The sequence below is a fragment of the Vitiosangium sp. GDMCC 1.1324 genome, from assembly GCF_003044305.1.
Lineage (GTDB): Bacteria > Myxococcota > Myxococcia > Myxococcales > Myxococcaceae > Archangium.
Window position 1 is genome coordinate 289,493 of record NZ_PZOX01000017.1, and the last position, 13,534, is coordinate 303,026.

Sequence of the window (13,534 nt, forward strand, 5' to 3'; positions counted from 1 at the left end):
GCATCGAGCGCCCGGTTGCGGTGGGCTGTGAGGCAGCGCTCCGGAAGAAGGCATGGACAAGAACCCGCCGAGCCCCATCACTCCAGGCCCTGCCACGAGCGCCGGCCCGCCCGCCACCCGGCGCGCCCGCGGGCTGCCGCTGCCGGTGCTCGCCGGGCACGTCGCGGCGTCCATCGCCGTGGTCCTCATCGCCGTCCTCTTCCTCCGCTCGACCCATCAGCTCTCGGAGACCTCGGGCCGCGTGGCCCACACCCTCGACGTCATCCATGAAGCGGACCAGTTGCTGTCCCTGGTGAAGGACGTGGAGACAAGCCAGCGGGGCTACCTGCTCATGGGCGAGGAGCGCTACCTGGCCCCCTACGAGGAAGCGCGGCTGCACATCGGCCCCGCGCTGGAGCACCTGCGCACCCTCACCGCGGAGGACGCCCGCCAGCAGGAGCGGCTGGACCGGATGCAGGCCCTCCTCCAGAAGAAGCTCCAGCACATCGAGCACTCCCTCTCGCTGGCTCGAGCGGGACAGACCACCGCCGCACTCGACAACATGCGCTCCGGCGAGAGCCAACGGATGATGGACGAACTGCGCGCGCTCGAGCGGGAGGTGCGCGAAGAGGAGCAGCATCACCTGGAAGAGCAGAACGCGCTGCTGGAGAAGACCTCCGGACGCGCCGACAACCTCGTGCTGGCGGGCAGTGGATTCCTGCTGGCCTTCATCGGGTTCGCCGCCGTCGCCTTTCTGCGCGAGTTCCGCTCCCGGGAGCGGGAGGAGACCAAGCGCGAGGCGCTGCTGGCCGAGAGCCAACGTCAGCGTCTGCAGAACATCCTCTCGATGGTGCCCGCCGCGGTGGGCGTCTACCGGGCACCGGACCAGCTGTGCGAGCTGGCCAACCCGGCCCTCCAGCGGCTCCATGGAGGCAGGGTCCTGCTCGGCCGCACGGTCCGGGAGGCCCACCCCGAGCACGCGGGCTCCGGCCTCTTCGATGTCTTCGACAACGTCTTCCGGACGGGGCTGCCCTTCGCGGCCACCGGGCGCCGGCTGCTGCTGGACCGCAACAACGACGGCCAGCGCGTCGAGGGCTATTTCAACTTCACCTACCAGCCCCTGGTGAACACGGGGGGACAGGTGGAGGCCGTGCTGCTCTTCGCGGTGGAGGTGACGGAGCAGGTGCGTGCGCGGCAGGCGGCGGAGGAGGCCCTGGCGCACCGCCAGCGAGCGGAGGCCGCGCTGCGCGAGAGCGAGGCCCACCTGCGCCGGACGTTGAAGGCCGCGGAGGTGGGCTCCTGGGAGGCGGATCTGCGCTCGCGGCGTGTGATGTGGTCGCCCAACGTCGAGCCCATGTTCGGCATGGCGCCCGGCACCTTCGCTGGCACCTACGAGGCCAGCATGGTGCTCATCCACCCGGAGGATCGCGACACGGTGGCGCGAACGCTGGAGCAGACGGCGCGGGAGCGGGGCGAGTTCCGGATGGAGTACCGCATCCTCCGCAACGACGGGGGCCTGCGCTGGCAGGAGAGCCGCGGGCGGCTGCTGCTCGATGAGAACGGAAAACCGGCGAAGCTGGCGGGGGTGGTGCTGGACATCACCCCGCGCAAGCGCGCCGAGCAACTCCAGCGCGAGTCCGAGGAGCGCTTCCGGCTGCTCGCGGAGATGCTCCCCCAGCTCATCTGGAGCGCCCGGGCGGACGGGCACTCCGAGTACTTCAACACGCGCTGGTACGAGTACACGGGGCAGACCCCGGAGCAGGCGATGAGGGACGGCTGGAGCCACGCCCTGCATCCAGACGACCTCGGGCGCACGCTCGAGGCGTGGCGGCACTCGGTCGCCACGGGAGAGCCCTACGTCACCGAGTTCCGCCTGCGGCGGGGCACGGATGGGGCGTACCGCTGGTTCATCACGCGGGGCCTGCCGCTGCGGGATGCGGTGGGGCGCGTCACCCACTGGTTCGGCACCTGCACGGACATCGATGACCAGAAGCGCGGAGAGGACTCGCTGCGCTTCCTGTCCGAGGCGAGCGTGGCCCTGGCGGCCTCGCTGGACCAGGCGACGACGCTTCAGCAGGTGGCCCGGCTGGCCGTACCGGTGCTGGCGGACTGGTGTGTGGTGGACCTGGTGGAGGAAGACGGCCGCGTCGAGCGCGTCGAGGTGGCCCACGCCAACCCCGCCCATGGCGCGCTGGCGGAACAGCTGCGCCACCATCCCCCCGTGGAGAACCGCGAGCACCCCTCCGCCCGGGCGATACGCTCGGACAAGACCATCTTCATGGCGGAGGTGAGTGGCGAGTTCGAGGCACGCTCGGCCCAGAGCACCGAGCACCTGCGGGCCATCCAGGAGCTGAAGGTGCGCTCCATGGTGGCCGTGCCGCTGCTGGCGCGAGGGCGGACGCTCGGGGTGCTGACGTTCGCCATGACGGAAGACTCCGGCCGCCGCTACGAAGACAGTGACGTGCTGCGCATCGAGGAACTGGTCCGCCGGGCGGCGATGGCCCTGGACAACGCGCGGCTCTTCTCGCTGGCCCAGGCGGAGCGCCAGCGCGCCGAGGAGGCCAACCGCCTCAAGGACGACTTCCTGGCCACCGTCAGCCACGAGCTGCGCACGCCCCTCACGGCGATGCTCGGCTGGGTGAAGATGCTGCGAAGCGGGAGGCTCGCGGCCGACAAGCACGCCAAGGCGCTGGAGACGGTGGACCGCAACGCCCAGGCCCAGGCGCAGCTCATCGAGGACCTGTTGGATGTGAGCCGCATCATCTCCGGAAAGCTGCGGCTGGAGACGAGGCCGGTGCGCCTGGGGGATATCATCCAGGCGGCGCAGGAATCGGTGCGCCCGGCGGCGGACGCCAAGGGCATCCGTCTGATGGCGGAGCTCGACGCCGAGACGGACCTGGTGCTGGGGGACGCGACGCGGCTGCAGCAGGTGGTGTGGAACCTGCTGTCCAACGCAGTGAAGTTCTCACCCGGGGAGAGCCGGGTATGGGTGCGGCTGAGGCGCGAGCAGGGCTCGGTGGCGGTGATGGTGGAGGACGAGGGGCCGGGGATTCCAGCGGACTTCCTGCCGCACCTCTTCGAGCGCTTCCGGCAACTCGAGGGAGGCACCACGCGACGGCACGGAGGCCTGGGCCTGGGGCTCGCCATCGTGCGCCACCTGGTGGAGCTGCACGGCGGGACGGTGCACGCCACGAGCGAGGGACAGGGCCGGGGAGCCACCTTCAAGGTCCTCCTGCCGCCCGCGGTGCCCCGCCCGGCCACACCGGAGGCCACCAGCGTCCGCAGGTCGCTGAGCCTGCCAGTCCCCGGTGCGCTCCGGCACCCCGGGCTCGTCGAGCGGCGCATCCTCGTGGTGGACGACGAGGAGGACAACCGCGAGGTGCTGAAGGTGATGTTGGAGGAGTACGGGGCGAACGTCATCACCGCCGCGACCGCCGCCGAGGCCCTACAAGCCGTGCGAGAGAAGCGGCCGGAGCTGCTCATCTCGGACATCGGCATGCCGGGGGAGGATGGCTACCAGCTCATCGCCCAGGTGCGCGCACTGCCAGCCGAGGAGGGCGGCGGGGTGCCAGCGGTGGCCCTCACGGCCTATGCCCGGGTGGAGGATCGGACGCGAGCCCTGACGGCCGGCTTCAACATGCACGTGGCCAAGCCCGTGGAGCCGGCCGAGTTGCTGACCATCCTCTCCAACCTGGTGATGCTCTCACCGGGAGCCCCCTGAGAGACGCTTCGCATTCACCTGGGCGGCGTTTTCGGATGAGATGGAGGGGATGCCGCCACCGCCGGAGGTCGAGGTCGTCGCCCTGGAGAAGACGTACCCGCGGCCGCTCTGGCCGTGGGCCCGTCTGCGAGGCCGGAAGGAGGCCCCCCGAGCGGCGCTGCGCGGCGTCTCCTTCGAGGTTCGGGCCGGCGAGGTGGTGGCGCTCATCGGCCCCAACGGCGCGGGGAAGAGCACCCTGCTGCGCATCCTCTCCGGACTGCTGCTGCCGGGCGCGGGCACGGCGCGGGTGGCCTCGCGTGACGTGGTCCGCGAGCGCCCCGAGTGCCGCCGAGAGGTGGGGGCCGCGCTCGCCGATGACCGGGGCCTCTCGCCGCGCCTCACCGCGCGCCAGAACCTGAGCTTCTACGCCGCGCTCTACGGCGTCCCCACGCACGAGGTGGACGCGCGCATCCAGGAACTGGCCGGAACGCTCGAGGCCCGGCGCCTGCTGGACCGCGAGGTGCGCACCCTCTCCAGCGGAGAGAAGGCCCGGGTGGTGATGATGCGTGCCCTGCTGCATCGGCCGCGGGTGCTGCTGCTGGACGAAGTAACGCGCTCGCTCGACCCGGGGGCTGCCCGCCGGCTGCGCACGCGCCTGCTGTCGGAGGTGGCCGCGCGGGGGACGGCCGTGCTCTTCGCCAGCCATGACCTGGCCGAGGTGGAGGCGGTGGCCCACCGGGTGCTGCTGCTGGACGCGGGCCGCATCGCCGCCGCGGGCACCTTCGCTGAGGTGCGCCCCGTGGCCGAGTCCGTCTTCGCCGCCGTGCCTCGGGAGGAGGAGTGATGCGCCTGCTGCTCGCCTTCCTGCGGCGCGACCTGCAGATCGCCACGGCCTATCGTCTCAACGCGCTGCTGCTCTTCTCCGGGGGCCTCTTCACCCTCACCCTCTTCTATTTCCTCGCCCGCACGGTGGGCGAGGCGCCGCTGGTGCGGAGCCGCTACGGAACGGACTACTTCTCCTTCGCACTGGTCGGGCTTGCCACCGCCTCCCTGCTCCGGGCCCTGCAAACAGGCTTCGGGGGCGCGGTGCGCGCGGCGCAGAACGACGGCTCGCTGGAGCCCCTGCTGGGCGCGCCCCTCTCCACCGTCCATGTCATCACCCTCATGGGCGCCTGGCCGGTAGTCAACGCCCTGCTGCGCGCGGTGGGGCTGCTCGCTTTCGGAGCGCTCCTCTTCGGCGCCCGGCTGCACATCCACCCGGCGTCCTTCCTCCTCACCCTGCTGCTGAGCGCCCTCACCTTCTGTGCGCTCGGCCTGCTGTCGGCCGCCTTCGTGCTCGTCTTCAAGCGGGGCGACCCGCTCACCTACGCCCTGGACGCGCTCAGCTACCTCTTCGCGGGTGTCCTCTACCCCACGGACGTGCTCCCTCCCCTGCTGCGCGCGGCGGCCCGCCTGCTCCCCGCCACCCACGCCCTGCACGCCCTGCGCGAGGCCGCCCTGCGCGGCGCCGGCCCCTCGGAACTCCTCCCCACCTGGACGATTCTGCTCCTGTTCTGCCTCGTCCTCTGGCCCCTGGCCGCCTGGGCCTTGTCCGCCGCGCGCCGACATGTAGAGCAGGCGGGGACGCTGCCCCACAGTTGACCGTCCAATTTCCACCCATCCCCTCGTACTGCCGTTCACTGATGACCGAGTTGGGGGGGGGGCCCTCCCAGCGGAAAACTCCACCCTTATAATGGAGTGTGCCTTTTCACCCCGTGGAGGCGGGGCCCGCCGCATCAGCGACGAGCCCTTCCGACACGAGCTGGCCACGCGGTCCCACCCCGCGGCGGGGTCCCGAAAAGGGCAGTCGGACGGCTGTGTCGTTCGGGGACCCGGCGTGGGTGGGATTTGGAATGGCCCATTCCCTCTCCAGGTTCACTTTTTGGCCCTTCAAAGGCGCGAATTCCGCGCTTTCGGTCGGCCCGAGGGAGAGACATGAAGGAAGTTGAGAACAAAGGTTCGTGGGTCGCGAAGATCGCCGCGTTGCAAGACGCGAAGACCTACGCGGAGCTCAACTGGGAGGGCTCCTTCGAGGACTACCTCGAGATCGTCCGAAAGAACCCCAAGGTGACCCGCACCGCCTTCCAGAGGATCTACGACATGATCCTCTCGCACGGGAAGACGGAGTACATCGACAACAAGAAGAAGCTCATCCGCTACCACTTCTTCAGTGACGAGAAGTTCGGCGGCCGTGACGCCATCTTCGGCCTGGACGTGCCGTTGATGAAGCTGGTGAACGTCTTCAAATCCGCCGCGCAGGGCTACGGCACCGAGAAGCGCGTCATCCTCCTGCACGGACCGGTGGGCTCCTCCAAGTCCACCATCGCCCGCCTGCTCAAGAAGGGACTGGAGGAGTACTCCAAGACGCCCGAGGGCGCCTCGTACACCTTCAGCTGGCTCACCGACAAGAAGAGCCCGGACGGCAACGGCACCGTCCGCGAGAAGATGAAGTGCCCGATGAACGAGGAGCCGCTCAACCTCATCCCCAAGGAGTGGCGCTCCAAGGTCTTCACCGAGCTGTGCCCTCCCGAGGGCGGCTACATCATCCCGGATGGCAGCGAGCTGTGCCCCGCCTGCCGCTTCGTCTTCAAGGACCTGATGACGCAGTACAAGGGCGACTTCGGCCAGGTGATGGAGCACATCCGGGTCAACCGCCTCGTCTTCAGCGAGAAGGACCGCGTGGGCATCGGCACCTTCCAGCCCAAGGACGAGAAGAACCAGGACTCCACCGAGCTCACCGGTGACATCAACTACCGGAAGATCGCCGAGTACGGCTCGGACTCGGACCCGCGCGCCTTCAACTTCGACGGCGAGTTCAACATCGCCAACCGCGGCCTCATCGAGTTCGTCGAGGTGCTCAAGCTCGACGTGGCCTTCCTCTACGACCTCCTGGGTGCCTCGCAAGAGCACAAGATCAAGCCCAAGAAGTTCCCCCAGACGGACATCGACGAGGTCATCATCGGGCACACCAACGAGCCCGAGTACAAGAAGCTCGAAACCAACGAGTTCATGGAGGCGTTGCGTGACCGTACGGTGAAGATCGACATCCCGTACATCACCAAGCTCACCGAGGAGGTGAAGATCTACGAGAAGGACTTCAACTCCCGCGCCATCAAGGGCAAGCACATCGCCCCGCACACGCTGGAGATGGCCGCCATGTGGGCCGTCCTCACGCGCCTGGAGGAGCCCAAGAAGCACAACCTCTCGCTGTTGCAGAAGCTCAAGCTCTACAACGGCAAGACGCTCCCCAACTTCACCGAGGACAACATCAAGGAGCTGCGCAAGGAGGCCAGCCGCGAGGGACTCGAGGGCATCAGCGCGCGCTACATCCAGGACAAGATTTCCAACGCCCTGGTGAGCGACAAGGGAGAGGGCTGCATCAACCCCTTCATGGTGCTCAACGAGCTGGAGGCCGGTCTCAAGGGCCACTCGCTCATCAACAGCGAGGACGCCCGCAAGCGCTTCCGCGAGATGCTCACGTCGGTGAAGCAGGAGTACGAGGACATCGTCAAGAACGAGGTCCAGCGCGCCATCAGCGCCGACGAGGACGCCATCGGCAAGCTGTGCGGCAACTACATCGACAACATCAAGGCCTACACGCAGAAGGAGAAGGTCCGCAACAAGTACACCGGCCTCTACGAGGAGCCGGATGAGCGCCTGATGCGGTCGATTGAGGAGAAGATCGACATCCCGGAGAGCCGCAAGGACGACTTCCGCCGGGAGATCATGAACTACATCGGCGCGCTGGCCGTGGAGGGAAAGACCTTCAACTACCGGACCAACGAGCGGCTCCACAAGGCGCTCGAGCTCAAGCTGTTCGAGGACCAGAAGGACAGCATCAAGCTCAAGAACCTGGTGTCCACGGTGGTGGACAAGGAGACCCAGGAGAAGATCGACCTGGTCAAGGACCGGCTGATGAAGAACTACGGCTATTGCGAGATCTGCTCCACAGATGTGCTCAACTTCGTCGCCAGCATCTTCGCTCGCGGGGACGCCAAGGAGTAAGGCGAGGGGGACGACGTGTCACTGCGGATCCACCAAGACCACTCACGCTTCAAACAGATCGTCCGCGGGAAGATCAAATCCAACCTGCGCAAGTACGTGCAGAAGGGGGAGATGATCGGCAAGAAGGGGAAGGACACCATCGCCATCCCCATCCCGTTCATCGACATTCCCCACTTCAAGTACGGCCACAAGGAGCAGGGAGGCGTCGGACAAGGAGATGGGGAGGTGGGTCAGCAGCTCTCCCCGGGTGCCGTACAGCCCGGGGATGGGCACCAGGCCGGCCAGGGAGAGGGCGACCACTCCCTGGAGGTCGATGTCACCCTGGACGAGCTGGCTCAAATCCTCGGCGAGGAGCTCCAGCTCCCCAACATCGAGCGCCGGCACAACGAGAAGATCGTCACCCAGAAGATCAAATACACCGGCGTCAACACCACCGGGCCCGAGTCGCTGCGTCACTTCAAGCGCACCTACAAGCAAGCGCTGAAGCGGCAGATCGCCATGGGCACGTATGACCCGGCGCGGCCCATCATCGTCCCCACCCGCGAGGACCGTCGCTACCGCAGCTACAAGCTGCAGGAGCTGCCGGAGACCAATGCGGTCATCATCTACATGATGGACGTGTCGGGCTCGATGGGTGACGAGCAGAAGGAGATCGTCCGCATCGAGAGCTTCTGGCTCGATACGTGGCTGCGCCACCAGTACAAGGGACTGGAGGCGCGCTACATCATCCACGACGCCGTGGCGCGCGAAGTGGACCGGGACACCTTCTTCCACACCCGCGAGTCCGGCGGCACGATGATCTCCAGCGCGTACAAGCTGTGCCGCGACATCATCAAGGCGGACTATCCGAAGAGCGCGTGGAACATCTACCCGTTCCACTTCTCGGATGGGGACAACTGGAGCGCGGATGACACGCGCCAGTGCATCGAGATGCTCCGCGATGACATCCTCCCCAGCGTCAACCAGTTCGCCTACGGTCAGGTGGAGAGCCCCTATGGCAGCGGCCAGTTCATCAAGGATCTGCGCGAGGCCATCGGGGACTCCACCAATGTCGCCTTGAGCGAGATCGCCGACAAGGACGCCATCTACGCCTCCATCAAGGATTTCCTCGGCAAGGGCCGCTGAATCCCGGCCCACGCCCTCTCGGAGCTCGCGATGCCCAAGAGCCTCACCCCGCAGTTGAGCCGGTTGAAGGACGAGATCGAGGGCTACGCGCGCGCCTTCGGTCTCGATTTCTTCGAGACCATCTTCGAGGTCGTCAGCTACGACGAGCTCAACATGGTGGCCTCCTATGGAGGCTTCCCCACGCGCTACCCGCACTGGCGCTGGGGCATGGAGTACGAGCAGCTCTCCAAGGGGTACGAGTACGGGCTCAGCAAAATCTACGAGCTCGTCATCAACAACGACCCCTGCTACGCCTACCTGCTGGAGAGCAACTCGGACGTGGACCAGAAGCTCGTGATGGCGCACGTGTACGGCCACTGCGACTTCTTCAAGAACAACTTCTCCTTCCGCCACACCAACCGCCGGATGATCGACGACATGGCGAACCACGCCACGCGCGTGCGCCGGTGGATCGACAAGATTGGCGTGGAGAAGGTGGAGGACTTCATCGACCGGACGCTGTCGCTGGAGAACCTCATCGACCAGCACGCCCCGCACATCCGCCGCAACCCCGACCCCAAGCGGGCCGAGGACGAGATGAAGTCCAACGAGCGCGTGGAGGGCTTCAAGGTGGAGCGCGAGTACATGCGCGGCTTCATCAACCCCGCCGAGTTCCTCGACAGCCAGCGCAAGAAGGTGGAGGACGAGAAGCTCCGGGCCAAGAAGTTCCCCGAGCGCCCCCAGCGTGACGTGCTGCTCTTCCTCCTGGAGAACGCCCCGCTCGAGCCGTGGGAGTCGGACGTGCTCTCCATCGTCCGCGACGAGGCCTACTACTTCGCTCCCCAGGGCCAGACGAAGATCATGAACGAGGGCTGGGCCAGCTACTGGCACTCCACCATCATGACCCGCCGCGCCCTCAAGGATGACGAGGTCATCGACTACGCAGATCGGCACTCGGGCACCATGGGCACCCGGCCCGGCGCCCTCAACCCGTACAAGCTCGGCATCGAGCTGTGGCGGGACATCGAGGACCGCTGGAACAAGGGCCGCTTCGGCAAGGAGTGGGACGAGTGCGATGACCTGCGCGCCCGCCGCTCCTGGGACAAGAAGATGGGCATGGGCCGCGAGAAGATCTTCGAGGTCCGCAAGCACTACAACGACATCACCTTCATCGACACGTTCCTCACCCCCGAGTTCGCCATCGAGCAGAAGCTCTTCGTCTACGGCTTCAACGAGAAGCGCAACTCGTGGGAGATCCTCGACCGTGAGTTCCGCAAGGTGAAGAACAAGCTGCTCCAGGGCCTCACCAACTTCGGCCAGCCCATCATCGAGGTGGTGGACGGCAACCACGAGAACCGCGGCGAGTTGCTGCTCGCGCACAAGCACGACGGGCAGGACCTCAAGGCGGACTACGCCCGCGAGACGCTGCGCAACCTCCAGTCCCTCTGGCGCCGGCCCACCTGCATCATCACCAGGTACGACAACAAGGGTGTGCTGCTGCGCTTCGACGGCCAGAACCACACCGAGAAGAAGATCGACTTGTAGGGCCCGGGAGGGTCGTCTCCGTGTGAGTCTCTCCGCTCGGCCCACGAGCGCTCGAGCGGGAGACTCCCGGGGCGGCCCCGGCTTCAGCCCTCGAACATTGCGTGGGCCCGGAGGCAGATGACAGTCTGCGCCGCGCCATGCCCACCCGCCCGTCCCCCGCTCCCTCCGAGTCCGTTGGGCCTCCGCCACCGGCGACCCCCTCCCCACTCGCGACGCCTGAGCCACGCCCGTACCGGTGGGCCCTCCTCGTGGCCCTGCTGCTCGCCACGCTGCGGATGTACGAGTTCAGCTCTCCGGACTTCGCCATCGACGATGCGTGGATCTCCTTCCGCATCGCCCGCAACTGGCTCGAGGCCGGGAAGCTCACCTTCGACCTCACCCAGCCCCCCGTCGAGGGAATGACGAACTTCCTCTGGACCCTTCTGTCGGCGCTGTGGATCGCCCCGATGCCGGAGGTGGATCCGATCTTCGCGGCCCGGGCGGTGGGAGGGTTGTGTCACCTCGGCACGGTGGGCGTGGCCGCGTGGCTCGCCGCCCGTCTGGCGCACTCGCAGGGAGGCAGCGCGCGCACCGCGGCACTCGTCACCGGCGTGCTGCTGGCCGCCTCCGGCTCCATGGCCTTCCACGCGCTCTCCGGCCTGGAGACGAGCCTCTACACGCTGCTCTTCGTCCTCGCGATGGAGAGGGCGCTGGCGGCCCGCTCCGGACGCGGCGGGCCCGCGCTCGCATGTGGCGTGCTGCTCGGGCTGTTGGGGATGACGCGGCCCGAGGGCGTGCTCACCGGACTGCTCTTCCTGGGGCTGATGGCGCTGTGGCCCGAGACCCGCCGCGGCCTGTGGCGCACCGCCCTCCCCTTCGCGCTCCTCATCGGCGGGCTCGAGCTGTACCGCTGGCGGACGTACGGGGCGCTCGTGCCCAACACCTACCACGCCAAGCCCCCCGACCCGACGGATGGGTGGAACTACTTCCAGAGCTACGCCCTCTACGGCCTGGGCCTGGTGGGACCCGTGGCGCTCGTGCCCGCGCTGCGCCGCGGCGCCTTCGCCCGAGGGATGGCACTCGTGGCGCTCGTGCTCGCCGCGGGAACCATCTGGTCCGGAGGGGACTGGATGCCGGGCTACCGCCGCTTCACCCTCACCATGGCCGCGGTGGCCGTGCTCGCCGGAGCCGGCGTGGCGCTGGCGCGCGGAGCGTGGAGGATACCCGCCGTGGCCGGAGCCGTGGCCGTGCTCGCCGGTCACCTGGGTGCGTCCCTGATGCTCCAGGATGCCGGCCTGTACCCGACGCGCGCCCTGGCGTCGCTCGCGTTCGCCGCCAATGCCACCCCGGGCGTGCGCACGGTGGCACTCACCGACATCGGCCGGTTCGGCTATTTCTACTCAGGCTCCATCCTGGACCTGGCGGGCCTCACGGACGCGCATATCGCCCGGCAGGCGGGTTCCCACATGCGCAAGGAGTGGGACGAGGCGTACTTCCTCTCGCGCCGGCCGGATCTCCTCATCGTCGACAGCACCAGTGATCTCTCCCGGCCCGAGACCCGTGAACTCCGGGTGCATTGGGTGGAGACAGGCGCGCTCCAGTCCATCCAGCGTCGCGGCGGCTACCACCTCGTCACCTCCCTGGACCTCCAGGGTGGCAAGTACCTCCTCATCCTGGCTCGCGACGGCCTCGAGCTTCCCGAGGACGTGTGGGGCCCCCGCACGCACCGGACCCTGTCGGAGTTCTCCATCCGCGCGATGTGAGTTGGACCGCGGCTAGGGACTCCGCCTTTCCACTCCACCGCAAAACCACAGCACTCATGCAACGAAGTGCCCGGCCCTCCAACCGAGCCCCCGGTGACATGGGGAAATCTTCTGCCGGAAGTTAGGCACAGGTCTGTAGCTCCACTACACTGCGCGAGCCCCCATGAGACTCGCCAGCACCTTCCTGTGCCTGGGCCTGCTGTTCGCCGCGCCCTTCGCTGAAGCCTCGACCGCCTACACCGTCAAGAACCGCCGCATCGAGCCGAACCAGCCGCTCGCGGCGGCCCTGCAGGAGGCGGGACTGCCCCCGGAACAGGTGGGGGCGCTCATCTCCGCGCTGGAGGGCGTGTTCGACTTCCGCAAGTCGCGGGTGGGAGACCAGTTCCGCCTCGTCATCCGCGACGGCGAGCTGGACTTCTTCGACTACCGGCAGAGCTCGGTGGACGAGTGGCAGGTGCGCCGGGACGGCAACAAGTTCGTCGGCAGCAAGCGCACCATCGAGGTGGAGAAGCAGGTGGGGCTGGTGTCGCTGGAGATCAACAACTCGCTCTACGAGGCGGCGCTGGCGGCGGGAGAGGACCCCGTCATCGGCATGGTGCTGGCGGACGTGTTCGCCTGGGACATCGACTTCTACCGGGACGTGCGCAAGGGAGACCGGGCGCGGGCTCTGGTGGAGAAGTTCGTCTCCAAGGGCCGGATCCTGCGCTACGGCGAGGTGCTGGCGGCCACGTACGAGGGCGAGTCGGTGGGCAGGAAGCGCGTCTTCCGCTACGAGCTGCCGGACGGCAAGGCCAGCTACTTCCAGGAGGACGGCGCGAGCGCTCGCAAGGCCTTCCTCAAGAGCCCGCTGAAGTACGCCCACGTCACCAGCGGCTTCGGCAGCCGCTTCCACCCGGTGCTCCAGTACGTGAAGGCCCACAACGGCGTGGACTACTCGGCGAGCATCGGCACTCCCGTGTGGGCCGTGGCCGATGGCACCGTCACCGTGGCCAACAACACCGGCGCCGGCGGCAACACCGTCTGCCTGCGGCACACCAACGGCTTCGAGACGTGCTACCTCCACCTGTCGAAGTACGGCTCGGGTGTGCGCGTGGGCGCTCGGGTGGGCCAGAAGCAGGTCATCGCCTACTCCGGCAACACCGGCCGCAGCACCGGCCCCCACCTGCACTACGCCCTCAAGCGCAACGGCGGCTACGTCAACCCGCTCAACCAGAACTTCCCTCGCACCGAGCCGCTGCCCAAGAACCTGCTGGCCGACTTCCGCTCGAAGGTGGACCCCCTGGCCCAGCAGCTCGACTCCATCTCCATGGCCGCGGCCACTGTGGGCGCTCGCAAGTAGCCGCACCCCGCAGAGTCCACCCTACCTGAGATGTAGGGCTCATTCTTACTTCCCCCTCTGGCGGAAACATTCAAAAAGGGG

8 protein-coding genes are annotated in these 13,534 nt (G+C 67.6%); all 8 read left to right on the forward strand.

Annotated features, from left to right (window positions below):
• The first annotated feature begins 52 nt into the window (after positions 1-52).
• Positions 53-3,700, forward strand: coding sequence for a PAS domain-containing protein (locus DAT35_RS39445; protein WP_108074430.1), 3,648 nt, complete (start codon positions 53-55; stop codon positions 3,698-3,700).
• A gap of 49 nt (positions 3,701-3,749) precedes the next feature.
• Positions 3,750-4,523, forward strand: a complete 774-nt coding sequence (locus tag DAT35_RS39450; protein ID WP_158502091.1) for an ABC transporter ATP-binding protein — start codon at positions 3,750-3,752, stop codon at positions 4,521-4,523.
• A complete protein-coding gene (locus DAT35_RS39455; RefSeq protein WP_108074432.1) occupies positions 4,523-5,320 on the forward strand; it encodes an ABC transporter permease in 798 nt (265 codons plus the stop codon). Before DAT35_RS39450 ends, DAT35_RS39455 begins: the two co-directional genes overlap by 1 nt.
• A gap of 333 nt (positions 5,321-5,653) precedes the next feature.
• On the forward strand, positions 5,654-7,723 hold the full coding sequence (locus DAT35_RS39460; protein ID WP_108074433.1) for a PrkA family serine protein kinase: 2,070 nt from the start codon (positions 5,654-5,656) through the stop codon (positions 7,721-7,723).
• Between the two features lie 15 nt (positions 7,724-7,738).
• The gene (locus tag DAT35_RS39465) at positions 7,739-8,848 is read left to right on the forward strand and encodes a DUF444 family protein (protein ID WP_108074434.1); all 1,110 of its coding nucleotides are present in this window, start codon (positions 7,739-7,741) and stop codon (positions 8,846-8,848) included.
• Positions 8,849-8,878: 30 nt separating this feature from the next.
• Positions 8,879-10,372, forward strand: a complete 1,494-nt coding sequence (locus DAT35_RS39470) for a SpoVR family protein (RefSeq protein WP_108074435.1) — start codon at positions 8,879-8,881, stop codon at positions 10,370-10,372.
• A 248-nt stretch (positions 10,373-10,620) separates the two neighbouring features.
• On the forward strand, positions 10,621-12,114 hold the full coding sequence (locus DAT35_RS39475; RefSeq protein ID WP_108074436.1) for a hypothetical protein: 1,494 nt from the start codon (positions 10,621-10,623) through the stop codon (positions 12,112-12,114).
• A gap of 163 nt (positions 12,115-12,277) precedes the next feature.
• A complete protein-coding gene (locus tag DAT35_RS39480) occupies positions 12,278-13,453 on the forward strand; it encodes a peptidoglycan DD-metalloendopeptidase family protein (RefSeq protein WP_108074437.1) in 1,176 nt (391 codons plus the stop codon).
• Positions 13,454-13,534 lie beyond the last annotated feature (81 nt).